Origin of the sequence: Paramuribaculum intestinale, from assembly GCF_030759015.1 — a bacterium.
Taxonomy (GTDB): domain Bacteria; phylum Bacteroidota; class Bacteroidia; order Bacteroidales; family Muribaculaceae; genus Paramuribaculum; species Paramuribaculum intestinale.
Window position 1 is genome coordinate 2,880,301 of sequence record NZ_CP098825.1, and the last position, 24,297, is coordinate 2,904,597.

18 protein-coding genes and 1 pseudogene are annotated in these 24,297 nt (G+C 55.8%); 17 read left to right on the forward strand and 2 right to left on the reverse strand.

From position 1 onward, the window contains the following. Positions 1-198: 198 nt before the first annotated feature. The 3 genes from gldE (at position 199) to NF347_RS12960 (ending at position 2,710) form a co-directional block, all read left to right on the forward strand. The gene (gldE, locus tag NF347_RS12950) at positions 199-1,536 is read left to right on the forward strand and encodes a gliding motility-associated protein GldE (protein ID WP_107036444.1); all 1,338 of its coding nucleotides are present in this window, start codon (positions 199-201) and stop codon (positions 1,534-1,536) included. Then, positions 1,533-2,135 (forward strand): hypothetical protein, encoded by a 603-nt coding sequence (locus NF347_RS12955; RefSeq protein WP_133165431.1) that lies wholly within the window; start codon positions 1,533-1,535, stop codon positions 2,133-2,135. Before gldE ends, NF347_RS12955 begins: the two co-directional genes overlap by 4 nt. Before the next feature lie 116 nt (positions 2,136-2,251). Next, positions 2,252-2,710 carry a 4'-phosphopantetheinyl transferase family protein gene (locus NF347_RS12960; protein WP_161953424.1) on the forward strand — a complete coding sequence of 153 codons (459 nt, stop codon included), beginning with the start codon at positions 2,252-2,254 and terminating at the stop codon, positions 2,708-2,710. Here the strand turns inward: NF347_RS12960 and aroB are convergent. Beyond that, positions 2,685-3,827, reverse strand: coding sequence for a 3-dehydroquinate synthase (gene aroB, locus NF347_RS12965; RefSeq protein ID WP_237613036.1), 1,143 nt, complete (start codon positions 3,825-3,827; stop codon positions 2,685-2,687). The two genes, NF347_RS12960 and aroB, sit on opposite strands and share 26 nt — an antisense overlap. A 124-nt stretch (positions 3,828-3,951) precedes the next feature. Between aroB and NF347_RS12970 the strand changes: the two genes are divergently transcribed. The 9 genes from NF347_RS12970 (at position 3,952) to NF347_RS13010 (ending at position 16,112) form a co-directional block, all read left to right on the forward strand. Then, positions 3,952-6,195, forward strand: coding sequence for a hypothetical protein (locus NF347_RS12970; RefSeq protein ID WP_107681365.1), 2,244 nt, complete (start codon positions 3,952-3,954; stop codon positions 6,193-6,195). Between the two features lie 14 nt (positions 6,196-6,209). Next, entirely contained in the window at positions 6,210-8,126 is a 1,917-nt protein-coding gene (locus tag NF347_RS12975) for a hypothetical protein (protein WP_107036440.1), read from the forward strand. A gap of 153 nt (positions 8,127-8,279) precedes the next feature. After that, positions 8,280-8,885, forward strand: a complete 606-nt coding sequence (locus NF347_RS12980) for an acyltransferase (RefSeq protein WP_107036464.1) — start codon at positions 8,280-8,282, stop codon at positions 8,883-8,885. Then, positions 8,872-10,176 carry a nucleotide sugar dehydrogenase gene (locus tag NF347_RS12985; RefSeq protein ID WP_240604873.1) on the forward strand — a complete coding sequence of 435 codons (1,305 nt, stop codon included), beginning with the start codon at positions 8,872-8,874 and terminating at the stop codon, positions 10,174-10,176. Before NF347_RS12980 ends, NF347_RS12985 begins: the two co-directional genes overlap by 14 nt. Beyond that, positions 10,176-11,681: a lipopolysaccharide biosynthesis protein gene (locus NF347_RS12990; protein WP_107036438.1), complete on the forward strand. Its 1,506-nt coding sequence runs from the start codon at positions 10,176-10,178 to the stop codon at positions 11,679-11,681. The genes NF347_RS12985 and NF347_RS12990 overlap by 1 nt, the downstream gene beginning before the upstream one ends. Before the next feature lie 88 nt (positions 11,682-11,769). After that, positions 11,770-12,972, forward strand: a complete 1,203-nt coding sequence (locus NF347_RS12995) for a glycosyltransferase (RefSeq protein WP_237613040.1) — start codon at positions 11,770-11,772, stop codon at positions 12,970-12,972. Next, complete coding sequence (locus tag NF347_RS13000) at positions 12,969-14,006, forward strand: glycosyltransferase family 2 protein (RefSeq protein WP_161553755.1); 1,038 nt, start codon at positions 12,969-12,971, stop codon at positions 14,004-14,006. Before NF347_RS12995 ends, NF347_RS13000 begins: the two co-directional genes overlap by 4 nt. 10 nt (positions 14,007-14,016) lie before the next feature. After that, on the forward strand, positions 14,017-14,979 hold the full coding sequence (locus NF347_RS13005; protein WP_107036435.1) for a Gfo/Idh/MocA family protein: 963 nt from the start codon (positions 14,017-14,019) through the stop codon (positions 14,977-14,979). Next, entirely contained in the window at positions 14,976-16,112 is a 1,137-nt protein-coding gene (locus NF347_RS13010; protein ID WP_237613035.1) for a DegT/DnrJ/EryC1/StrS family aminotransferase, read from the forward strand. Before NF347_RS13005 ends, NF347_RS13010 begins: the two co-directional genes overlap by 4 nt. Positions 16,113-16,177: 65 nt before the next feature. Here NF347_RS13010 and NF347_RS13015 read toward each other — a convergent pair whose 3' ends face one another. Then, the gene (locus tag NF347_RS13015) at positions 16,178-17,458 is read right to left on the reverse strand and encodes a M64 family metallopeptidase (protein ID WP_107036434.1); all 1,281 of its coding nucleotides are present in this window, start codon (positions 17,456-17,458) and stop codon (positions 16,178-16,180) included. Between the two features lie 392 nt (positions 17,459-17,850). On the opposite strand from NF347_RS13015, the pseudogene NF347_RS13020 reads away from it, so the two are divergent. The 5 genes and pseudogenes from NF347_RS13020 to NF347_RS13040 all read left to right on the forward strand — a co-directional run bounded on the left by NF347_RS13020 (position 17,851) and on the right by NF347_RS13040 (position 24,297). Then, positions 17,851-18,057: pseudogene (locus NF347_RS13020) on the forward strand (helix-turn-helix domain-containing protein). A 40-nt stretch (positions 18,058-18,097) separates the two neighbouring features. Further along, the gene (locus tag NF347_RS13025; RefSeq protein WP_107036433.1) at positions 18,098-19,027 is read left to right on the forward strand and encodes a Dam family site-specific DNA-(adenine-N6)-methyltransferase; all 930 of its coding nucleotides are present in this window, start codon (positions 18,098-18,100) and stop codon (positions 19,025-19,027) included. After that, positions 19,024-19,749, forward strand: coding sequence for an HNH endonuclease (locus NF347_RS13030; protein WP_107036432.1), 726 nt, complete (start codon positions 19,024-19,026; stop codon positions 19,747-19,749). Before NF347_RS13025 ends, NF347_RS13030 begins: the two co-directional genes overlap by 4 nt. 245 nt (positions 19,750-19,994) lie before the next feature. Then, positions 19,995-22,646: a DNA mismatch repair protein MutS gene (gene mutS, locus NF347_RS13035; protein WP_107681367.1), complete on the forward strand. Its 2,652-nt coding sequence runs from the start codon at positions 19,995-19,997 to the stop codon at positions 22,644-22,646. Between the two features lie 865 nt (positions 22,647-23,511). Beyond that, a complete protein-coding gene (locus NF347_RS13040; protein WP_133165432.1) occupies positions 23,512-24,297 on the forward strand; it encodes a hypothetical protein in 786 nt (261 codons plus the stop codon).

A 24,297-nucleotide genomic window follows, 5' to 3' on the forward strand; every position in this document is an offset into this window, starting at 1 on the left:
TGATACGTTCGTGATTGTTGTTGTGGTGCGGGTTGATCGGTTTTTTATCGGTTTAAGGGGCGGATTTGGTGGGAAGCGGGAAAATTCCTACCTTTGCGGTGTGTTGGCGGCAGACTGGGGCAACAGCCCGTCGCCGCGATGCAACACTTTGAAGTAAAACCAATTTAATCAGTCTTGGATATAGATCCTTTACCAGCTATGGCCGACACGCTCGGAGCGGTATTGTCGGCCTTGCAGCTCAATTTTCCGGCCAATTTTGGCCTTGACCAGATGGCGGCCCTTGTGGTGGCCTTGTGTGCTCTGATGATCTCCGGCTTCGTGTCGGGCAGTGAAATAGCGTTTTTCTCGCTGACTCCCCAGCAGTGCGACGAGCTTGACGAGACTCCCCGCGGACAGAATGTGCTGGCTATGATAGGTAAGCCCGAGCGGCTGTTGGCTACAATACTGATCGCCAACAATCTGGTCAATGTGACCATAGTGATATTGTGTAATTACGCGCTTGGTCCTGTTTTCCAGGGCATGGCCGCATGGATGAGTTTTCTGCTTCAGACGGTCATCCTGACGTTCCTGATATTGCTTTTCGGGGAGATACTGCCCAAACTGATAGCCAATTCCGACAATATGCGCTGGATACGTTTCGCTCTCGGCGGTGTGAAGCTTATGATGGCGGTATTCAGTCCTATATCATCGCTGCTCGTAAGGGGGTCGACGATCGTCAACCGTGTGGTGGTGAAAAAGGAGAGCGACGTGACTGCCGAGGAATTGTCTCAGGCTCTTGAGATAACCGATGTGAGCGCGGGCGACGAGAAGGAGATGCTCGAGGGTATCCTGAGGTTTGGCGACAAGACGGCCAACGAGGTGATGACTCCGCGTGTCGACATGACGTGTGTGGATCTGTCGTCGGATTTCGACGAGGTGATGTCGACGGTGGTGGAGTCGGGTTATTCGCGTCTGCCGGCGTGCGATGGTTCGCAGGACGACATCAAGGGAGTGTTGTATTCGCGCGACCTGTTGCCTTACATAGGCAAGGATGCTGCGGATTTTGACTGGCGGACTCTGCTCCGTGAGCCGTATTTTGTGCCCGAGGCTCGTTCGATCGACGATCTGCTGGAGGATTTCCGGCGCCGTCATATACACATGGCGATCGTGATAGACGAATTCGGAGGCACTCAGGGACTCGTGACCCTGGAGGATGTGCTTGAGGAGATCGTGGGTGATATCAACGACGAGTATGACGAGGATGAGAAGACCTATCGCCGCCTGCCTGACGACACGTTTATTTTCGAAGGAAAGACTCTGCTTGATGACTTCTTCCGTGTGACGGATCTCAACGAGGCGGATTACTCCGATGTGACGGCCGACTGCGAAACTCTGGCGGGTATGCTTCTTGCGATAAAGGGCGATTTTCCGAAGGAGAAGGAGCCGATGGTCTATGGCCGCTGCCGTTTTCTGGTGCTGGAGATCAACGGTCACCGTATCGTCAACGTGAGGGTGAAGGTGATGCCCGAAGATGTGGAGCCGAAGGGTGAGGCATGATCAGATTGACGGCAGTTGTGGCTATGGCTGCTGTGGCGTCGGGCGTAGTGTCGTGTGGCCGCAGCGATGGCGAGCGTATCGCCACGCCTCGTCCGCGGGCATATCCACGTATTGAAGTCGCTGAGTCAGACTACCGCCGTGGCGACTCTTTGCCGTCGGGCTTCGCTGTCAGCAGCCGTGCCGAGGCAGTGCTGGGCGGCAGCGGCGATAACCGTTGGCTTACGATCGTATATCCTGATTATGGTGGCGCGAGGCTGCATCTGACCTTCACGGTGTCGGACGATCCCGACGCTGTGTCGGCGAACCGCATTGAGCGGATCGCTCTAAACGCGGGTCAGGCGAGTCTGTCGGCAAGTGATACAACAGTGGGAGGGGGAATGGCAAGCATAACGTTTTTCAGATGCGACGAGCCTTCGGTGACGCCGCTTCAGATGATAGCGCGCTGCGGCACGCTGACGGTAAGCGGCGCGCTGACCGGATTGGACAGCGAAGCATCACCCGACAGTCTCGGGCCGTTGCTTGACGCGATAGAGCGCGATTTTGCGGCCGGAATGGACTCGACAGCAATTCACAGCAGTGTCTTATGGAGGGGGAGATAAAGCGATTTGGGATTGATGGCGCGGAGGTGTGCATGACCAGCATCGCCGGACGTGGCAGGGGGGCGGAGCGCGAGGCTACGCAGCGGCTTGTGGAGGCAATGTTTGGCTCCGGCACTGTGTTAGGTCATACGGCTTGCGGCGCTCCGAAGGTTGAGGGGTATGGTGATGGCCGGGTGTCGGTGAGTCATGGCGCGGGGTGTGCCGTGGTGGCGTTGTGCGGCCATGGCGTGCGGTTAGGTGTCGATGCGGAGTCGGCGCGCGAGCAGCTGCGGCGTGTGACGGGGCGGATACTCACTGCCGCCGAGCGCAAGGTGCTGCCGCTGCCTGAACAGTGCGATATAAGGCTGCTGCAACGGATCTGGACGGCAAAGGAGGCAGTCTACAAGCTGACGCCCGAGAATGGCCGGATGACGCTCGGGGAGATTGATGTGCTTCGGGCTGAGGATCTGGACGCGTGGCGGCGGGGAGACAGCATAGTGTCACGCGGCGGGGCGAGGGTGAGCTTTGTGGAGCTTGAGGGGGATGGGCTGTTGGCTGTCGCAACGATGGTCAGCAGCCGAGAAGGTCGCGGGTGATATCGAGCGCAGCCGTGATCTCTTGAGGTGTGGCGGTGGAGTCGAGCCGGATGTCGCCCGGGGCTGCAAGCAGTGTGAAGTTGATTGTCTCCGGATCGATGTTTTTTTTGTCGTGGCGCATGAGCTGGATCAGCGTGTCGTAGTCGTCGCAGGTGAATTCCGGTGCGCCATAGCGTGATTTTACGAACGCGGCCACCGAGTGGAGCCGTTCCGAGGGGAATCCGTGTTTCATGTGGGAGAGCACCAGGTCGGCGACAAGTCCGCGCGCCACCGCATAGCCGTGGGCGAGATGACTGCCTGTCTTAAGGGCGAGTCCTTCCATGGCGTGGGCCATGGTGTGTCCGAGGTTGAGAGCCTTGCGGAGTCCGTGCTCGTGGGGGTCGGCCTCAACCACGCGTTGCTTTACCGCCACGCTTTTTTTGAGCAGTTGGAGCAGTTCCTTGGGCTCGTCGCAGTTTTCGATAGGGAAATCGAGGAGCATGTCGACGGCCTCTTCGGAGTCGAGTAGCCCGTGTTTGAGCATTTCGGCGTAGCCCGAAAGGAGTTCCTCGCGCGGCAGCGAGCCGAAGAAGCATGTGGAGATGATGACGGCCACTGCCTCGCGGAATACGCCGATTTCGTTTTTGAGTCCTTCGAAGTTGATGCCGGTCTTTCCTCCTACGGACGCGTCGACAGCCGCGAGAAGTGTGGTGGGGATGTTGATGAATTTCACTCCGCGCTTGAATGTGGCGGCCGCGAATCCTCCCATGTCGGTGACGACTCCTCCTCCGAGATTGATGATCAGAGAGCTGCGGGAGCATCCTCCGGCCACGAGCCGGCTCCATATCTCCGAAAGGGTGCGGAGGTTTTTGGCTTCGTCGCCCGGCTCGCACTCTATGACGCATGCCCGGGCTACTGCCGGCGATTGCTCTGCGAGAGACGGGAGCACTTCGCGGCGCACGTTGGTGTCGGTGATTATAAACAGTCCGTTGGGTTTGGCTTCGTCGACTATGGCTTCGACTGCGGCGGCGACTTCGTTGTTGAATACAAGTATCTGGCTCATGCGGTGGTTTATTGCTGTGAGGGTTTTGAAATGCTGTCCGGCAAATATAGCGATAATGTCGGAGACGGCCATCATAGGCGTGTGTTAAGCTCGTATAAAAATGCTTATCAGCAGGTGTGCGGGGCGATAAACGCGCGCAGCGATGCGGTGGGTCGGGTGGTAATTTTGCAACCGGAAAGTAAACGCAAAATACGACAGGATGAGCACAAAGAGATTGCAGAGGGTGAAGGTATCGGCTACCGGAGTGGAGCGTGGAGGCGGCAGAGTGAAGCAGTGCGTGAATCTGGTGAGGCTCCGCGGCGCATTGACGCCAATGACGCCGATACCATCGGCCGACGATGACAGCAACGGCGGCAAGCCGTCGGGCGGAAGTGAGACATACGAGCGCCGCACGGCGGTGTATGCTCCGGTGAGGCTGGTGGCCAGGGTGGCGGGACGGATGCAGCGTCAGACCTCGGCTTTCACTCCCTCGGAGGGGGATCCGGGGAGGCGTCAGGGTATGGGCGACAAGGATGTGGCGTCGCTGTCGGATATGCTTGGCACGGCCTATTGCGGTCTGGTGGCGGAGGCTGCCGAGAACGGCATGATGCTCCAGCCGGTGGCTTGCGGCTACAGGCTTATCGGTGCTGACGGGTCGGTGCTGTATGAATCGGGCGTAGGATTTGTGGGTGCGAGGGAGGGCGCGCAGCTGTGCGGCGTTTTTTGTCCGGGGCTGACGCGTCGCAGCCCGACGGATTTCACGATCGCTGATTTCGCGATGGAGGCTGAGGCGTATGCTCTGGAGGCGGAGATACCGGCTTACGGCGCTGACAGCGGAGTGGCCGAGGTGGAGATATACGTGGGCGAACAGCTTCATCCGGTGGATCCCGACGGCCTCTCCGAGGTGAGGATAGATGGCGCGGAGGGGAACAATCCCACGGTGAGGCTCGCTCTTCCGGGAGCTACAACCGCGCTGACCCCTAACCTGCGGAGTCTGACGTCAAAGGCCATGATGCTGTCGGGTTGCGGCATGGGGTGGATGCGTGTGGCGGCACGGATCAAGGCCGGTGAGGCGAGGGTGGTGAGAGTGGGCGATGCGGCCCGCGGCGATGTGGCCGTCAGCCGTAGGCTTAGCGACAGAGTGGCAGTGCAGGCCGAAGAGGCGGCAAAGCATACGCTGACAGCTGAGGAGCGGCTTCTGTCGGCGGTCGGCACTCCATGCGGTTTCAGGGCTGAACGGTGTGTGAGGTCGGGTGATACGGCAGTGATGAGCGGCATCACGACCGTGCGATTCGAGGGAGTTTCGCCGCTTGAGATGGTGGTGGCCGGCGAGGGTGACGATCTGATAGAGCTGCGTGCGAGGGTGACGGGGCGCGATGGCGCGGAGGTGGTGCGCGAGGCTGTGATGAGGGGTGACTTCAGTACGATAGCGCGCAGTGTGGTGGTGGGGTATCCGTCGGGCGATATGTCGGAACTGCATATAGAGGCAGTGTGCGGGGGTGTGAGCAAGCATTTTGATGCTATGCTTGTGCCGTCGGCCGATATGAGCCGGTCGCTGCATGTCACCGCAGGGCTTGCCGCCGCAGCCCCGGAGAGGATAGAGGAGGTGAGAGGAGAGGGAGAGAGAGGAGAGGATGGGAGAGAACATGAGGAGAAAGAACATATGGATGACAGCGAGGAGAGAGGCAGCGGGGCGGCGCGAGGGAGGGAGCGGCGTGTCGGCAATGCTCTCGTGGCGGTGGCGGGCGACAGGATCGCGGCGTGTCTGTTAGGCGCAGGTGTGGAAGTGGCCGACATGGCGCTCGCCGACAGAAGCCGCACTACGTGGGACTCGTCGAGATGTCACCTGTATGCGACGGCTTCTGACGGCATCTACGGTGTGAGCGTGGATATGGCTTCGGAGCGCATCGCGGCCACAAGTCTGTCGGGAGTGCGGGTGACGGGGTCGCTGATCCCGGCCCGTGAAGGGTATTATGCCGCTACCGGGAGCGGAGTGGTGGCGATAGCGGGCGGATGTGTGAAGGCGATCGGTGGCGGCCGATGGATGTCGGCCCGGATAGACCCGTCAAGCGGATTGCCGCTGATGACCGACGTGTCGGGACGCAGCTTCCTTGTCGATGACGACGGCACGGAGTATATGGCCGACCCGGCGCGACAGGGCGAGGCTGAATGGCGGGCCGGAGTGGAGCTCGAAGAGGGGGAGCGGGTGTGTGGAGCGGAATTGCGGCTGAGAGCCTCGTCGTTTGACGGCGTGGTGGAGATCGCTGCCGGAGGTCGCCGCCGGATGCAGACGGTCAGCCGGTGGAGGATACGCGGGCCGATCCGCGGTGTGTTGAGGCTGAAGGGTGTGGTGTGTCCGTCGCGGCCATACGTAGAGCTGAGGCTGAAAGGGCGCGTGTCGGCCGACATGAGGCTTCGTTCGGCGACAGTGGATGTAGTTGCGGGTGGAGGGAAATGTGTGTAAAGCGATTGTAAGGCATGATTACAGACGAAGAAAAGGATACGATATTCTCAGATCCGGTGGCTTTGGTGGCCGAAAACGAGCGCCGCAAGGCCGCCTGCAGCGGAGCGTATGATCCGGAGAGCGGCGAAGGCTGCTGCGGCGAGAGGGTGGAGCTGAAACGCTGTTTCAGACGGTGGCTGGTGCCGGTGGAGATGATGTCTGATCCACGGATCAAATCGTGTCGCCGTGTGGTCGAGATCGAGAGGCTGCGGGCTGAGTATGATTTCGAGTTCTGGGCGTGGCGGTGTGTGGAGATCTCCGACAAGCAGACCGGCCGGATGATGCGGATGAAGCTCAACCGCCCGCAACGCAAACTGCTCGGTGTGATGGAGGGACAGCGGCGTGGCGGAATGCCTGTGAGAGTGATACTGCTTAAGTCGCGCCAATGGGGCGGAAGCACCCTGACGCAGATCTACTACGCATGGCTTCAGACGGTAGTGGCCGAGGGGCTGAATTCGCTGATATGCGCCCAGGTGCTGAACACGTCGGGGACAATACGGAGGATGTATGACCGGCTGCTGCGCAATTATCCCCGTGAACTGTGTGATGACGAAGAGCAGTGGCGCAGGCTGAAAAAGGGTCTTGTGCCGAGCGGCGACGGCAGCAGCAGCCGGATCGTGAGCGGGCGCAGGGCTACGGTGACCGTAGGCTCGTCGTTCGGCCAGGACGCGGTGAGGGGTCTTGACATAAGGCTCGCTCATCTGAGCGAGGTGGCTTTCTGGCGTGACACCGATCTTATGAAGCCGGCCGATTTCGTGAGAGCCATCTGTTCGGGCATAGCCCTGCAGCCGCTTACGGCGGTGGTGATCGAAAGCACTGCCAACGGCGTGGGCAATTACTTCCACAAGGAGTGGCTTCGTGCGAAGGATGGGAGCAGCGACAAGGCGGCCGTGTTTGTAGGCTGGCATGAGATCGAGGAGAATGTGGCTGATGCGGGCGACGTGGGTCAGATCGTCAGTCAGATGGATGAATATGAGCGCAATCTGTGGCGGCGCGGTCTGACTCTCGAACAGATCAGATGGTATCAGCTCAAGCGGCGTGAAGCTCCTGATCATTCGAAAGTGATGGCGGAGTATCCGACCGACGACACCGAAGCGTTTATCAACAGCGGTTTCGGAGTGTTTGCTCCCGATCTGGTGGAGCGTATGCGCTCGACGTGTCATGATCCGGTGGCTGTGGGCGAGGTCGGCGGCATGGCTCTGACAGGACCGGACGCCCTCCGCGGGGTGAAGTTCGCGGCCGACGCCAAAGGGTGCCTGAAGGTGTGGGAGTGGCCTGCGCGCGAGCGACATAACAGCGACCGTTATGTGGTGACGGTGGACATAGGCGGTCGCAGTGCCGGTGCGGACTGGTCGGTGATAGCGGTGATGGACCGCGGCGAGGCCGACGGAAGCGGACCGATGCGGATAGCCGCCCAGTGGCGCGGCCATATCGACCACGATCTTCTCGGGTGGAAGGCTGCCGCGATAGCCGCCTATTACAACGAGGCTCTGCTGGTGGTGGAGAGCAACACTCTCGAGACAGAGCGTGCCGGATCGTCGACCTACATTCTCGAGCAGCTCAGCGAATGTTACGGCCATCTGTATGCCCGCACTCTGCGCGACACCTTCAATCCTCAGCGGGAGCGGCGACTGGGATTCCATACCAACCGTCAGACCAAAGGACTGGTGGTGGAGAGTCTGATAAGAGCTGTCAGGGAGCATGAGTATCTTGAGCGCGACAATATGGCCTGCGACGAGATGATGACCTACACGCAGCTTCCGGGCGGCGGGTATGCCGCGCGCGACGGCTGTCACGACGACGTGGTGATGACCCGCGGCATGGCAGTGTATGTGGCCTCGACGGTGAGACGCAGTCCGGAGGCGAGCTGCAGCTACTTCCGGGGGCGGTGACTCCGCCGGCGGGCGGTGAAGCTGTAGCCGAAGCGTGACGGATGTCGGCCGTGGCTTTGGGTATTGGAGAATTATTGTTACTTTTGTGCGTTTTGAATTCTTGAGCGGAGACAAGGACTCCGGTAATAAGCAATCGCCTAACAAATGTCAGACATGCCAGGACAGACTTCTGAAACGTACATAGACAGCACCTCGATAGTAGATGACGGCGCCGTGATAGGACACGGTTGCCGTATCTGGCATTTCTGCCATGTGATGGGCGGCGCGACAATCGGCGACGGCTGCACTCTTGGGCAGAATGTCATGATAGCCGACGGCGTCAGCCTGGGACGCAATGTGAAGGTGCAGAACAATGTGTCGGTGTACTCGGGCGTGACGGTGGAAGATAATGTGTTTCTCGGGCCGTCGTGCGTGTTTACCAACGTGCGCAATCCGCGGAGCGAGATATGCCGCCGCGGCCAGTATGAGCGGACTTTAGTGAGAGAGGGCGCCACGATAGGGGGGAACGCCACGATAAGGTGTGGTGTGACGATCGGGCGGTATGGCTTTGTGGGGGCAGGCAGTGTAGTTACTGCCGATGTTCCCGACTATGCCGTGGTGACCGGCGTTCCGGCGCGGCATTCCGGCTGGATGAGCCGATATGGCGCGTTGCTTGAGTTTGATTCCACGGGCATGGCTGTCTGCCCAGAATCGGGGATCATATATCGTAATGAAAACGGAACTGTTTATGAGGAATCGGATGGCAATGGGGATATATGACCGACTTTGCTCGCGTCAGACCTCTGTAGGAGTAGTTGGTCTGGGATATGTGGGCATGCCGCTTGCATTGGAGATGGCCAAGCACTTCAATGTAGTGGGTTTTGATTTGGTAAAAAAGGTATGCAATTGTAGTTCAACGGATTACCCCCCCCCATTGAACAATGACGGAAGCGGGGCGCAGTATGGCGGCAGGCCTGTAATAGCGGGCTGTATCGACGATCTTGCAGATGCGTCGTTCTATATAGTGGCTGTAGGCACGCCGGTCAATGACAGCCACACGCCTGATATCAGCCAGTTGCTGGCGGCCACGGAGTCGGTGGGCGGCATTCTGAAGCGTGGCGATTATGTGGTGTATGAATCGACGGTATTTCCCGGATGCACCGAGCGGGAGTGTGTGCCGCTTCTCGAAAGGATCTCAGGTCTTGAGTGTGGCCTGGATTTCAAAGTGGGTTATTCGCCGGAGCGGATCAATCCGGGCGATCTGGCGCATGATCTGACAAATACTCCTAAAATCATATCGGGGTGCGATGAGGAGGCTGCTGAGGAGATAGCCCGTGTGTATGGCCGTGTGGTCAGTGCGCCCCTTAGCTGGGCGTCGGACATACGGGCGGCCGAATCGGCGAAGCTTCTGGAAAACATACAACGGTGTGTCAATATCGCACTGATCAACGAGATGTCGATGACGCTCGGACGTATGGGGATCGACGTGTCGGAGGTGGTGAGGCTTGCTTCGTCGAAGTGGAATTTTACAGCCTACAGTCCCGGACTGGTAGGCGGCCACTGCATACCGGTAGATCCTTACTATATGATTTCGGAGGCAGCCCGCCGGGGAATTGATATGCCTCTGACCAGGCTCGGCTGCTCTGTCAACGAAAGCATGGCCGGATATGTGGCCGATGAGGTGTTGCGTCGGATCTCCGGCTCTGTCGGGAGGGAGGGGCGACGGCCTCGTGTGCTGGTGCTTGGTGTGGCTTATAAGCCGGATTCCGACGATATACGCAGCAGCGGTGCGGCGGCGCTTAGGGAGTGTCTGTCGGAGCGCGGAGCGGAGTGTGATGTGGTCGACGAGATGGTCGACGGCGAGTCTGTGAAGCGGATGTATGGCTTTGAGCTATCGAGCTGTCCGTCGGGGGTGTATGATGCGGTTGTGATCGCTGTGGCGCATGAATGCTATAGGGGTCTGGAGGATGAGTGGTTCGCCCGCGTCACGACCGGACCGGAGGCTCTGCTCGCTGATCTTGGCGGCACCTACAAGGGACGTATTTCCAATCTCAGATACTGGACTCTCTGATGCGGAGCCGGCTGTCGACATATTTCGGCGGATTGCGCGGAGGTCGTGCGGGTGAAGCCGCGTGGGTGGGCGTGTCGAAGGGTGTGTCGATGTGTCTGTCGCTTTTCATTGCCATGGCCCTCAGCCGACTGATGACTCCTGATGACTACGGGACGTATCTTCAGCTATTGTATGTCTACGGCACTCTGCTGGTTGTGTTCTCGCTGGGTCTGCCCGGCTGTTATTCTTATTTTTTGGCGAGGGTGAAGTCGGCCGGCGAGGGGCGTGGGGTGGTGACGAAGCTGACGCGGCTGTGTGTGGGAATGGGAGGGGTGTTTGCCCTGTCGCTGTTTCTGCTGTCCGATCAGCTCGCCTCGTTGCTCGGCAATGCCGCTTTGGGGCCGGGTCTCCGGGTGTTTTCGGTGGTGCCGTTGGCCATGATGCCGGCAGTGGGTGTTGAGGGTATTATGGTGACTTGCCGGCGGAGCCGTCAGCTGGCGTGCTATGTGTGCCTGAGCCGTCTGGCGACGCTGCTGTGCGTGGTAGTGACGGCGTGGGCGTCGGGGGGCGATACGGGCTGCGTGACGGTGGCTTTTGTGGCAGCGTCGGTGGTGTCAGGCGCCGTCGGCCTGTGGCTGTCCTACAGCCCTTTCAGAGGGGTGACGGCTGTAGCCGGCGGATTGTCATACGGCGAGGTTATGCGGTTTGCTATGCCGGTGTTCTATGCCGGGATCTATAGCTTCATAATCTCTTCGTCGAGCCAGTTTTTTGTCAGCCGCTATTTCGGTGCAGGCGATTTCGCAGTGTTTTCCAATGGATTTCGTGAGATGCCGCTGGCGGTGATCGTCACGTCGGCAGTCGGTTCGGTGCTGTTGCCGGAGTTGTCGAGGCTTGCGCTGACTGATAGAGATGAGTGTATCGGTGTGTGGTGCCGGTCGGTATATAAGTCGGCGTCGGTGGTGTGGCCTGTCGCGGTGTTCTGCATAGTTTATGCGCCGGAGATCATGGTGACTCTTTTTGGCGAGGGCTATCGTTGCGGCTCGGTATTGTTTCGCCTGGCGTCGCTGATATGTCTGGTGTGGATAGTCCCTTTCTTTCCGCTTATGACAGCCCTCGGATTATCGCGCAATTTTGCCAAAGTGCATTTGATGACGGCCATTCTGCTTGTGGCGTTGGATTGTTTGGCCGTGAGTTTTTTCCCTTCGTTGACGATGATAGCAGCGATAGCGGTGACGACGCGTCTGGGAGGTATTTTGCTGCTGTTCCGCTCTGTGAGCCGCCATACGGAGGCGGCTCTGTGGCGCCGGCTTCCGCTACGGGATCTGGCGCGCTTGCTTGTGGCGTCGGGTACTTCGTGCGTAGCGGGCAAGGGGCTGATAGCGATAACTGGTATCACTGACGCTCCGACGGCGCTCGTGGCTGCATTGGCAGTGGCGGTGATGATGTATATGGTCGTCGGGCGTTGGCTCGGACTCGAATTTCGGCCGTTACGTGGCGGTGAGGTTCCGGATAATAAAATAGTGTGATAAACAGCTAATTTTTACGAGTTGCTTGATGAGGATACTGATAATTACAAATGTGTTTCATCCGTCCAATATGATCGGTGCGTTCAGAATGAATGCTTTCGCCCGGTATTTCAGCCGGGCCGGGCACGATGTGACTGTCATTGCAGAGGGGGCGGAGGATGTGAACGAGTCATGGGAGGGGTGTGATGTACGATATGTGAGTGATCCGATTGTCAGGAATTACAGCTATCTGTCCAGCCGCATTTATGATGGGCGATGGAGCATGCGGCGTGCGGTGAAAGCTTTGGAATACAGGCTGACCTTGAATTCTTCGCTATGGTGCAGGAAGGCTATAGCTGCGTCGCGTCGGGTCATGGCCGGCGGGAGGATTGATGCCGTTCTTTCGACGAGTGGTCACGACATGGTGTCGCACAGGTGTGCCTTGAAGTTAAAGCGGGAGTTTCCGGAGGTGTACTGGATTGCCGATATGCGCGATGAGTTACGGGTGCCAAGACTCAAATACGCTATTCCGTTATTGCATCGGTTGTCGTTGCGTCGATTGAAAAAAGCGATGAAAATGACGTTGGATATGTCGGATCTGATATTGTCGGTGTCAAAGCCGATAGTTGATGATCTGAGGCGCGCCTCGTCGCATGGACGCGTGCTTGAGATATGCAACGGATATGATTATCCGGAAGTGTACGACTGCTGCTTTCAAGATCGGTTTACGATGATGTATCTTGGCAGATTCTATCCGGGCATTCATCCCGACAATCTGTTTGGCGCATATGTCGAGCTGATCGATGAGGGACGTCTGCCGGCCGACTGTGTGATAAAGATCGTAGGCAATCCGTTGAAGATAGATATTCCTGATGCCTTAAGATCGAATGTGGTGGAACTGCCGATTGTGGATCATGACGAGGCGGTACGCATGTCGATAGAGGAATGCGACGCGTTGCTGATGATCTATAGCCGCCGCGCCGGGCGCAAGGGGGTGTATTCGGGCAAGCTTCTTGACTATCTTGCTACCAACAAGCCGATCCTGGCGATCAGTGATCCCGGCGATGTGGTGGGCGATCTTATGCGTGACACAGGCGCCGGGTATGCCGTGGACGAGGATGATATTCCGGCGATAAAGAGTGCTGTGATGAAGTGTTATGATCTGTGGCTCAACAGGCGGACCATGCCGCGTGACTGGGACAGGATAAAAGAGTTCCGCCGCAGCCGTCAGGTTGGCAAGCTTCTTGATTATCTTGCCGGCAATATGACGGACGGAAGCGGACAGTGTGGCAATAAATGTGTGGGTGTATGAGTGTCAAGGTGTCGGTAATAGTAGCGGTGTATAATACGTCGGCATATCTGCGGCAGTGTCTTGACTCGATCGAGGCTCAGACATTCCGGGATATGGAGTGCGTGATTGTGGATGACGGATCGACTGACGGAAGCGGAGAGATATGCGACGAATATGCGGCCCGTAATCCGCATTTCAAGGTGCTGCATCAGCCTAATGCGGGGGTAGCGGCAGCGCGTCAGGCGGGTCTGGACATGGCGCGTGGGGAGTATGTGATAGTATGCGACGGCGACGACTGGGTAGAGCCGGAGATGTATGAGACCCTCTATGAGGCTGCATCCAGCTCCGGAGTGGATATAGCCATCTGCGGCTTCTGGCGGAATTATCGGAGTGGAGCAAGCATGAAAGTGGTATTCGGCAAGGGCAACCGTGCGCGGCGCGACCGTGAAGGCTTCATGCGTGAACATGTGGGTATGATGTGGAACAAACTGGTACGAAGGAGTCTGTTCTATGACAACGGCTTGCATTACGAACCCGGAATCGACATGGGCGAGGATCTGCTGATGAACTACAAGATGGTAAAGGCTGATCCGATGTGGATTACTGTACCTGTGGCGCTTTACCATTACAGACAACGCATAGGCGAAACGAGCTATACGAATGCCGTAAAATCCGAATATATAGAACAAAGACGCCTGATACATATATGGATGCTCGAAAATTTCAGCGAAAAGGAGTATTCGCGTCATTTGCTGCGCGACGCGATCCATACGGTGTGTCTGTCGGCACAGTCGGTCAGTCCCGACAAAGAGTTTATAGCGGTTTTCGCGGGCGAGTATATCAAATGGAGAGATATTTTCAAGCATGTGGCGGACAAGCGTGTGTGTCGGTACGGAATCATAAAGCCGCTGTCGATACCGCATCAGATATTGCTTATAAAGGCTTATCTCTGCTGGCGGACGGTGTCGGTGGGATTGTGCCACAGGCTGAGAGAGTTTATGAAGCGTAAGCGGAGCGGTAGGGTGATGAAGCATCATCAGAATAGTATAATGTAAATGAAAAGTGATGGAGAAGAATCAGAAACGGTTTGCGATCATAGGCGTGGGCGGGTATATCGCGCCGCGTCATCTGGCTGCGGTCAGTAGTGTGGGCGGCAGGGTTGTGTCGGCGTGCGACGTGTCGGACAGCGTGGGGATCATCGACTCATATTTTCCGGATGCGGAGTTTACAACCGACAGCAATGTCTTTTTTGACGGCCTGAAGGGTGGCCGGGCTGATTATCTGACGGTGTGCACTCCCAATTATCTGCATTGCGGGCATTCGGTGGCCGGGCTTGAGGCCGGCATGGATGTGATATGCGAGAAGCCGGTGGTGACCGGCGTGGCGGAGCACCGGCGGCTTTCGGAAGCGGCCCGGGCATGTGGGCGCAGTGTCAGCCCGATACTCCAGATGCGTCTTCATCCGGAGGCGGTGAGAATCAGGGAAAAGACGGCGAGCGGCACGCCGGGTGCGTGTCATGATGTGGAGCTGGTGTATGTAGCTCCGCGTGGCAGGTGGTATGCGGCTTCGTGGAAGGGCGATGCAGGCAAAAGCGGCGGTGTGCTTACCAATATCGGCATACATTTTATAGATCTGCTGCACTGGATGTTCGGCCGCCGGACGGGGATGAGGCTCCATCGGTCGGAGGCCGACTGCATATCGGGCGTTATGGAGCTTGAGCGTGCCCGGGTGTGTTTTTTTCTGAGTGTCAATCCGTCGCATCTGCCGGCCGGTCATTCGGGAGCGTGCCGCAGGCTGTCGGTTGATGGCGATCTGTTTGACTTTTCGACCGGTTTTGCCGATCTTCACGACCGCAGCTATGGTGAAATCATGGCCGGCAGGGGTTTTTCGCTTGATGACACCCTTGAGGCCGTGGCCACGGTGGAGGCGGCGCGCTCGCTGGCGGTGTCGCCTCTTGTCGGTGAGTATCATCCGATGCTGAGGCATCTTATGGAGAGCCGTAAGTCTGACATATATCCTGCGGTATGATACGGATGGTGGATCTTTACGGGCAGTATCTTTCGGTGAAGGATGAGATTGATGCTGCCATGGGCGAGGTGATGAGGGATTGCTCCTTTGTGCGCGGTCCGCAGACGGCGCTGCTGGAGGAGGAGCTTGCGGCGTGGACGGGCGTAGGTCATTGCGTGACGTGCGGCAGCGGCACCGACGCTCTGCTGCTGGCCATGACGGCCATCGGCGTGGGAAGTGGCGACGAGGTGATTGTGCCGGCGTTTACGTTCGGGGCAGTGGCCGAGACCGTGGCCATGCGTGGCGCCACTCCGGTGTTTGCCGATGTGGATCCGCTGACATTCAATATCGACTCGTCGAGCGTCGAGCGTCTGATCTCTGGGCGAACGCGTGCCGTCGTGGCGGTGCATATGTTCGGGCAGCCATGCGATATGCCGCCTTTGTTTGAGCTTGCGCGTCGTCACGGTTTTGTGGTGGTGGAGGACAACGCCCAGTCGCTTGGCGCCCGCTGCAGGTCAGAGTCGGGAGCAATGGCCCGTGCCGGCAGTGTGGGGCTGATCGGGTGCACATCGTTTTTCCCGACAAAGGTGCTTGGCTGCTATGGCGACGGCGGTGCGGTGATGACCGACGACGGTGAGCTGGCGCAACGCATAAGGATGATTGCCAATCACGGCCAGAGTCCGAAGTACAATTACCTTACGGTGGGGATTAATTCACGTCTTGACACTCTGCAGGCGGCTGTGCTGCGCGTGAAGCTCCGTCATCTTCATGATTGGATCGAGGCGAGGATAGCCGCTGCGGAGCGTTACGATGCGGCTCTGAAGGGCGTGGCCGGCGTGGAGTGCCCTGTGAGAGCCGGTGGAGTGGCTCATGTCTATCACCAGTACACGCTCCGGGTCGACCCCTCTTTGCGCGACGGTCTGAGGGCGTTTCTGGCCGACAGGGGCATAGAGTCGATGGTCTATTATCCTTCTTTGCTTAACGATCAGGAAGCATACCGCGACATCAGCCGCTGCGACGGGGATATGCGCGGGGCGCGGCGGTTGCCTGCAAGCGTGCTGTCGCTTCCGATCTGCAGCCATATCGGGGTGGCGGCGCAGGCGCGGGTTATGGCGGCCGTCAAAGAATATTTTGGGGTCGCTGAAGCGCTCTGACAGCGCCCGATGCCGGATAGAGGGCAGAGTACGGAATGTGTGATTGTGACACAGCCGGCGGGCGGTCAGGGCTCGGTGTAGAATAGGATGAGGCGGCGCATGGCGTCGGTGCATGCGGGGCAGAACGAGGGGTGGGCGTTGGTGCGCATTCGGCATTGGTCGGCCGGACGATACACCCCCTTGAAAGAGTAGCCTCCGCCCTCGTACAGGCCTATGGGGTAGCGGTTGGCGTCGGCCACGGGTGTTGGCTGCGGCACGCTGTCGGGGATCAGCGCCTGCCACTTTGAGGGGAAGTCGACGAGGGTGGTGATGTTGGGCTCCCACGGCTCTACGTCGAGCGGATAGGTGTCGGACATGACATCCTGCTCGTAGAAGTATTCGTCGGCGAGTCCGCCGAAGCTGTGGCCGAACTCATGCACTACGACCGGACGCATGAGCGGGTGGCGCGCTGCGGTGAGCGTGTAGGAGTTGTAGATGCCTCCTCCGCCGTATTCGGGCGTGTTGGCGAGGATGATGATATGTTCGTAGGGTATGCCGCGGAGAGCGTCGTGAACTGCCGGAAGAGCCGATGTGGTCAGGTAGCGGTCGGAATAGAATGTGGAGAAATGCGATGAGAAGGCTGTCGAGCGCCAGTCGGAGAGCCGTGGCACGCTGACTCCCTCGTCGGCCGAGGGCGAGGCTACGGCCACGAAGTTGAATCGTTCGGGCATGGAGCGGAACGGTTCGTGGGCGAGGATTGCCTCAACGGCCTGCGCGGCATGGGTGTAGAATGAGTCGGTCTGTTCGGCGGTGTAGCCTTCGGCGAGAATTGCCACGTCGATGGCTTTGTCAGTGTCGCCTCCGCGGTGGATGTAGCGGTGGGGCTGCGGCGTGGCGTCGGGTCGTCCGACGAGCTCGTCGTCGGGTCGGTAGATATGGCTCATCGATGCCATGGGCCTGTGGCGCGAGTCGAGGAGGCTGATGGTGATGCGTGCCGAGTCTTTTGGTAGCGGCACGAGAAATACGTTGGACATGGCCTTTGGCGTGGTGAGAGCTTCGGGCGTGGAGAGCCATTCGTGGAAGAGCGACGAGAAGGTGGTGGTGTAGAGCGTGTCGCCGGTGGCGGGATCGGTGACGGTGACCGATCCGTTGCCTGAGAGAGGCATTCGGTCGAGCCGTGTGCGCCGTCCGGCCCATCCGGCTGATTTCGACGACGATGCGAGGTAGACCCCCTGGCGGGAGGCGTCGCCGGCGAAAATGTAGTCAAGGCGCAGTGTGGAGTCGCAGAAATGGCGGTCGAAGTCGTCGGCCGAGGCTGTGAGAGCCGTGGCGGCCAGAGCTATGAGAGTGTGACGTAATGATAACATAAGTAACTCTTAAAAATTAGTTGATATTATGGAACTCGTCAGTAACCCATGGTTTGCTGCGGTACTTTTTGATTTTGTCCGGTGCTTTTTGCTTTCATCCTCAGTCGTGTAGCTCGCTACACGCCATCGTCTTCAAGCGAAAATCACTCGAACAAAATCAAAAATTACCAGCAGCTAATTTTTGCGAGTTACTTAGTGATGATTTTGCAACAAAGTTACGACAAAAGAGTGAAACACGGAAAGATATAGTGATAGAATTGATTTACAGGAGTCTTGGTTGAACCTGCGCTTCATAGAAATCAGAAGCAAGTCTGTAACTTTTTGAAGATTAGATTCGTCTATGTCATATAATTCTAATATCTTTGCGCCAAACTTTATATTTGTTGAATAACATGGTTAAATTAAATCGTTTAAAAGCAGTTCTTGCAGAGCGGGACAAAACCAGCAAGTGGTTAGCAGAACAAGTAGGCAAGTCTGCTTGTACTGTTAGTAAATGATGTAATAACATTGTTCAGCCTGATTTGAATACTCTTGACAAAATAGCAACTCTACTTGAGGTTGACAGGCGTGATTTATTGACACCTTCCAATCAAGAGTAAGTTATGACTTTTTCTTTGGAAGATCTTAGTCTTCAAATAAATGAACTTTTTCATACAAATAAAAACAATGAATGGTAGTGTTCCACATATAGTTCAATATCAAGGTTCGAAGAGAAATCTTGCACCACAAATCTTGCCATATTTCCCGCAACGGTTTAACCGCTTGATTGAGCCTTTCGCTGGAATGGCGGCTATAACAATTGCCGTATCTAGACTGAATAAGGCCCAATCATATCGTCTCAACGATCTCAATACACCTCTTGTAAGTGTGTTGGAGGAAGCTATAAACAACCCCCAACGCTTACTTGATGATTATACACGGGTTTGGAGTGAGCAATTGACTTATGAGGAAGGTGGTGTTGCACACTATTATAAAGTTCGTGATGATTTTAATAATGGCAACCAATGCGCAGCCAACATGTTATACTTATTGGCACGATGTGTAAAAGGCTCTGTTCGATATGGTAACAATGGACAATTTAACCAATCTCCTGACAAAAGAAGAAAAGGAACGTCACCTACTAATCTTGCGAGGAATATCTTTCGTATTTCGAATTATTTAAAGAATAGAACTGAATTTTCTTCAATAGATTATAGAGAAGTGTTACAAATGACTAATCCTGGTGATATTGTTTATATGGATCCCCCGTACCAAGGTGTTTGTGCTACCAGAGATAGCCGATATTTTTCAGGCATAAACTTCGATGAATTCGTAGAAAGCTTAGAAGATCTCAACAGAAGAGGCATAGATTATATCATCAGTTATGATGGAAGTTGTGGAGATAAGCAATATGGTAATGATTTGCCGAATGAACTCGGGCTTAGAAAGGTAATGCTTAACGCTGGTCTTTCCAGTCAAGCCCTGTTATTAGGGAAAAAAGAAGTTACTTATGAGGCTTTGTATCTAAGTCCAAATCTCCAGAATGTGGCACAACCAAAAGTACAAGAACAATTAGTATTCGCATTATGAAATATCCAAAAGACATACTTGATAAACTCAACGCAATTACAGACAAACGTCCAGCTACTGTAATTCAACATATTCTAAAACACAGCTTCATTACTACCGAAGAGCTTGAGAAGAATTACGGATATAAACATGCCCCAAGAGCGGCTAGAGACGTTAGGGAACGTGGTGTAAATCTTGTTACTTACACTGTAAAGAGCAGCGAAGGAAAGAGTATTGGAGCATACAAGTTTGGCGACCCCGTATTTGCGGACAATAAGTTGTCTAAGGTAGTAGGTAGGACCGCACTCTCAGAAGCCTTAAAAAAGGCCCTAATTGACAAGTATGGCTCGGTATGTTTCATATATCTTCAACCTATGGAAGAAAGATTGCTGCAAGTGGATCATCGCATACCTTATGAAATAGACGGTGAACAAGACGAAAATAACATTGACTGTTACATGTTGTTAAGCCCCTCTGCAAACCGAGCAAAATCGTGGACGTGTGAACATTGTCCCAACTGGACATCAAAAGATGTAGAAGTCTGTGAAAATTGCTTCTGGTCTCATCCTGAGAATTACACTCATATTGCAGGTAAAGATGAGCGAAAGATTGTTGTAACTTTTACAGACAACGAAATTGACGATTATGAACAGTTGATAAGTCTCGTTGGTGTCAAAAATGCCGAACAAACAATCAAAGACCTCGTTTCAAACTTTATAAACGAACAATCAAAAGAAGACTAATATGTGACAGCCTTACCCATAGCAAATGACTTCAGCAAATTCAGCAAATTAGACCTTTGTCGTAACTTCTTGCAACAAAGTTACGACAAAAATCGCGTTTTTTCAGTAATTTTGCCGTAAAGAAAAGCTGTGCTTGTCCCGACTTTTGCCGGCCGGATTATCGAACTATGAGTGAATGCGTCGGGCGGACAACCCTCGGGGATGAGCCATGTTAGAGAATCAAAGCAAGAAAGCAGACTATATCTATGGCACGTCCGATAGCCAAAAAGGTGACTGAAACGCCTCTGATGAAGCAATATATGGAGATGAAGCAGAAGCATCCCGACGCGGTGCTGCTGTTTCATGTCGGCGATTTTTACGAGACGTTCTCGGAGGATGCCATAACGGCGTCGGAGATACTGGGCATCACGCTCACCAAGCGTGCCAACGGCTATGCCTCGGAGGTGGAGCTTGCCGGATTTCCCCATCACGCGCTCGACACTTATCTTCCCAAGCTCGTCAGGGCCGGCAAGCGTGTGGCCATATGCGAGCAGCTCGAAGATCCGAAGCTGACCAAGAAGCTTGTGAAGCGCGGCATTACGGAGCTTGTGACGCCGGGTGTGTCGCTCAACGACAATGTGCTCGACCACAGGCAGAACAACTTCCTCGCAGCCATACACTTCGGCGAAGGGCGTACTCTGGGCGTGGCTTTTCTGGACATCTCAACCGGCGAGTTTCTGACCGCCGAAGGCGAGGCCGACTATATCGACAAGCTGCTGTCGAATTTCGCCCCGAAGGAGCTTTTGGTGGAGCGCGACAAACGCCGGCGGCTCGACGAGGTGCTGACGGGGCGCTATCTGACGTTTGATCTCGACGACTGGGTGTTTACCCGTGAGGCGGCCACCGACCGGCTGCTGAAGCAGTTCGAGACCGGATCGCTCAAGGGTTTCGGCATACAGAACATGCCTGCCGCCATAGTGGCATCGGGCGCGATACTCCACTACCTCGACATAACGAAGCATACCAACACGTCGCACATATCGTCGGTGGCACGCATTGAGGAGGACCGCTTCGTGAGGCTCGACCGCTTCACTGTGCGCAATCTCGAACTGCTCGAAGGTCTCGGCGACGAGGGCAAGAGCCTGATAAGCGTCATAGACCGCACTGTCACCCCGATGGGCGCGCGGCTGTTGCGCCGGTGGCTGCTCTTTCCGCTAAAGGATGTGCAGGCCATACGCGCCCGTCTCGACGTGGTGGAGTATTTCATGCGGCGGCGCGACAGCCGCGAGGAGCTGAAGACCTGTCTCGAACAGATAGGCGACATAGAGCGTCTGATCTCCAAGGTGGGCGTAGGGCGCGTGTCGCCCCGCGAGCTTGTGCAGCTCAAGAACGCTCTTGTGGCGCTCGAGCCGGTGAGACGCATATGCCTGGAGGCCGACGACCAGGGGGTGCATGCCATCGGCGAGCAGCTCAATCCGTGCGAGGGCGCCCGCGATGCGATAGCCCGCACGCTCCGCGATGACGCTCCGGTAGCTCTCAGCCGCGGAACGGTGGTGAAGGACGGCGTCGACGCCGAGCTCGACGAGCTGCGCCACATAGCCTATTCGGGCAAGGACTACCTGATGGAGATACAGGCCCGCGAAAGCGCGGCCACCGGCATACCGAGCCTCAAGATAGGCTACAACAATGTGTTCGGCTACTACATGGAGGTGACCAACACCCACCGCGACAAGGTGCCGCAGGAGTGGATCAGAAAGCAGACGCTCGTCAATGCCGAGCGCTATATCACCGAAGAGCTGAAGGTGTATGAAGAGAAGATACTCGGCGCCCAGGAGAAGATAGCCGTCATAGAGGCTCGCATATATGCGGAGCTCGTGGGGCAGGTGGCGCAGTATATCCACGCCATACAGCTCGATGCCACACAGCTGGCACGGCTCGACGTGCTGACGGCGTTCACCCGTCTGGCGATCGAGAACCATTACAACCGTCCGGTGGTGGACGATTCGCTCGACATCGAGATCACCGGCGGACGTCATCCGGTCATAGAGCGTCAGCTCCCCCCGGGCGAGAAGTATATAGCCAACTCGGTGAGCCTCTCGAACGACTCTACGCAGGTCATGATCATCACCGGCCCCAACATGTCGGGCAAATCGGCGCTGCTGCGCCAGACCGCCATCAACGTGCTGCTGGCCCAGACAGGCTGCTTCGTGGCCGCCGACAGTGCCCGCATAGGGGTGGTCGACAAGATATTCACCCGCGTGGGAGCCTCCGACAACATCTCGCTCGGCGAGTCGACCTTCATGGTGGAGATGACCGAGGCGGCGTCGATACTCAACAACATGAGCCAGCGGTCGCTGATACTGTTCGACGAGCTCGGACGAGGCACCTCGACTTACGACGGCATATCCATCGCATGGTCGATCGTGGAGTATATCCACGAGTACGGCGGCCTGCGGCCGAAGACACTATTCGCCACCCACTACCACGAGCTCAACGAGATGGAGCGCAATTTTCCGCGCGTGGTCAATTACAACGTGTCGGTCAAGGAGATCCAGGGCAAGGTGGTGTTTCTGCGCAAGCTCGAAAAAGGGGGATCGGAGCATTCGTTCGGCATCCATGTGGCCAAGCTTGCCGGCATGCCCCGCGCCATAGTGAAGCGGGCCGACGAGGTGCTGCGGCGACTGGAGCAGGCCAATACGGGCGAGAACAAAGAGCGCATCAAAGGCTCGCTCGCCGAGGGCGCGGCCTCACGCGGCGGCGATGGCGGCGTGCAGCTGTCGTTTTTCCAGCTCGACGACCCCGTGCTGACTCAGATACGCGACGAGATACTGGCCACCGACATCAACAATCTCACCCCGTTTGCCGCTCTGACGAAACTCCACGATATCAAGGCGATACTCACCGGCAAACCGTCGTGACGCCGCCAGCCTCCGGCGGTTGATAAACAGGAGACGCACGACAGAAGACGGCTCCGGTCCACACCGAGGCCGCGCTCTCCGCATTCCTTTCTATCCCCTCAAGGGTCTTTTCGGGCGATTACCGTCAAGTCTCATCGGTCACGATGCACGCATCGCTCCCTCCTCAACTGACGCAAATCTCTCCGAAAGTCCTCTTCGAGTGAATAGAAGTGAAATTCAAACATACTCTTAAAATAATTATTGCTGTCCGCTAAAATGACTACTTTTACTCATCGGTTGTATTTGTTTTTTTGCGAAACCAAAATAACCGAAAAAGGCTGACTTCTGCAATAGGTACAAGCCTTATTTTTATCCTGACTCAAAAAGTTTTATCAGACAGCAATAAATTTGAATACCTTGCCAATCGGATGCGGAGGAACTCCGATACAAGCACTCGCCCGGATTTTGTTTCCTTGTCCTCATACAATTCGTAGATGCCGGGACGTATGCCCATATCCCGATATGTGTTGCTCTCAAGCTGCCCGATACTGTTTAGACACTGTTTTGTGCCGATAACCTTATGGGGGTAGGCATCGTGCATACCTGTGACGATACGACCTACACCGTCGGTACAGAGTGCTGCGACATATCCGGGGATACACAGGCGACGCTCCTGCGGTTTGTCTTTACCGACACCTTTATACCCTTACCGACAACACCGAAATCCCGTTGATGCCATTTCCGACATACAAGGCGAGGTTTTCAACGATATTGAAATATAACACTTTACAAAATGTTTTTAAGTTTATTTGAAGTTTGGTACAAAAAACACGGTTTCGTGGAGAGTAGTTGTTGTAATTTTGCATCATAACTAAATGGAATGCTTATGAACGCACCTAAAGAATTTATAGACCTTATATATTCTACCGAAAATCAGCAGAATTACATCGGTATGGGTAATCCCAATGCTCGTATCCTTATTATTGGTCGTGAACCGGCTCACGACCTAAACACGGACATAGGTCGCGATGCTTTTCATCAAGACCAGGAACTCAACCGCTCAAACTGGAAGAACTTGTTTGAGAACAAACAAATTGAAGGCCGTTGTAATCCACGTAGACCTTTCCCGAATCAGAAATGCTTACGTGCTGACGGAAACAACGATGGCACCGCGACGACATGGGTATGGTACCAAAAATTAGTCGACCTAATTTGGGGTAGAGAGTATGATCGTCCGTATTCTCTTCGTCCACTTGACTTTCACGACTTCTGCTTTCACACCGATATTAGTGCTGCTGCCGCAAAAAACTTGGCAACTACCAACAAAGAAGCCAAGGAGGCATCGGTTAAAGAAAGAAGTCGCGAATTGTTCTCGCATCCATTCTTCAGGCAATTCCCTATTGTAATATTGGGGATAGGTAAAGACGTCGGTCAATCTGTACCTCTCGAATGGTGCGCTAAAGTTCTCGGCTTCCCAACCAACGAGGTTGAGAAAGCCTATAATGCCGACGAAAAAGAGCCGATGCTTTGGGTTAATCGTGATACCAAAGGGCACCGCACTCTTTTACATACGCAGTGTCTCTCTCAGCCCTCTTGGGAATATATTACAAAAATTCGCGACATAATCTGGTCAGACGGAAAATCCGATTTCTGCTGGCCTAAAGAATACTAA

What these genes read in the sequence shown, in the direction of transcription:
- aroB (WP_237613036.1), bottom strand. Translation starts at nt 3,827, where the DNA reads ATGATGGCCGTCTCCGACATTATCGCTATATTTGCCGGACAGCATTTC.
- NF347_RS13000 (WP_161553755.1), top strand. Translation starts at nt 12,969, where the DNA reads ATGAGTGTCAAGGTGTCGGTAATAGTAGCGGTGTATAATACGTCGGCA.
- gldE (WP_107036444.1), top strand. Translation starts at nt 199, where the DNA reads ATGGCCGACACGCTCGGAGCGGTATTGTCGGCCTTGCAGCTCAATTTT.
- NF347_RS12980 (WP_107036464.1), top strand. Translation starts at nt 8,280, where the DNA reads ATGCCAGGACAGACTTCTGAAACGTACATAGACAGCACCTCGATAGTA.
- NF347_RS12990 (WP_107036438.1), top strand. Translation starts at nt 10,176, where the DNA reads ATGCGGAGCCGGCTGTCGACATATTTCGGCGGATTGCGCGGAGGTCGT.
- NF347_RS13025 (WP_107036433.1), top strand. Translation starts at nt 18,098, where the DNA reads ATGAACTTTTTCATACAAATAAAAACAATGAATGGTAGTGTTCCACAT.
- mutS (WP_107681367.1), top strand. Translation starts at nt 19,995, where the DNA reads ATGGCACGTCCGATAGCCAAAAAGGTGACTGAAACGCCTCTGATGAAG.
- NF347_RS12970 (WP_107681365.1), top strand. Translation starts at nt 3,952, where the DNA reads ATGAGCACAAAGAGATTGCAGAGGGTGAAGGTATCGGCTACCGGAGTG.
- NF347_RS13005 (WP_107036435.1), top strand. Translation starts at nt 14,017, where the DNA reads ATGGAGAAGAATCAGAAACGGTTTGCGATCATAGGCGTGGGCGGGTAT.
- NF347_RS12995 (WP_237613040.1), top strand. Translation starts at nt 11,770, where the DNA reads ATGAATGCTTTCGCCCGGTATTTCAGCCGGGCCGGGCACGATGTGACT.
- NF347_RS13040 (WP_133165432.1), top strand. Translation starts at nt 23,512, where the DNA reads ATGAACGCACCTAAAGAATTTATAGACCTTATATATTCTACCGAAAAT.
- NF347_RS12975 (WP_107036440.1), top strand. Translation starts at nt 6,210, where the DNA reads ATGATTACAGACGAAGAAAAGGATACGATATTCTCAGATCCGGTGGCT.
- NF347_RS12955 (WP_133165431.1), top strand. Translation starts at nt 1,533, where the DNA reads ATGATCAGATTGACGGCAGTTGTGGCTATGGCTGCTGTGGCGTCGGGC.
- NF347_RS13010 (WP_237613035.1), top strand. Translation starts at nt 14,976, where the DNA reads ATGATACGGATGGTGGATCTTTACGGGCAGTATCTTTCGGTGAAGGAT.
- NF347_RS12985 (WP_240604873.1), top strand. Translation starts at nt 8,872, where the DNA reads ATGGGGATATATGACCGACTTTGCTCGCGTCAGACCTCTGTAGGAGTA.
- NF347_RS13015 (WP_107036434.1), bottom strand. Translation starts at nt 17,458, where the DNA reads ATGTTATCATTACGTCACACTCTCATAGCTCTGGCCGCCACGGCTCTC.
- NF347_RS13030 (WP_107036432.1), top strand. Translation starts at nt 19,024, where the DNA reads ATGAAATATCCAAAAGACATACTTGATAAACTCAACGCAATTACAGAC.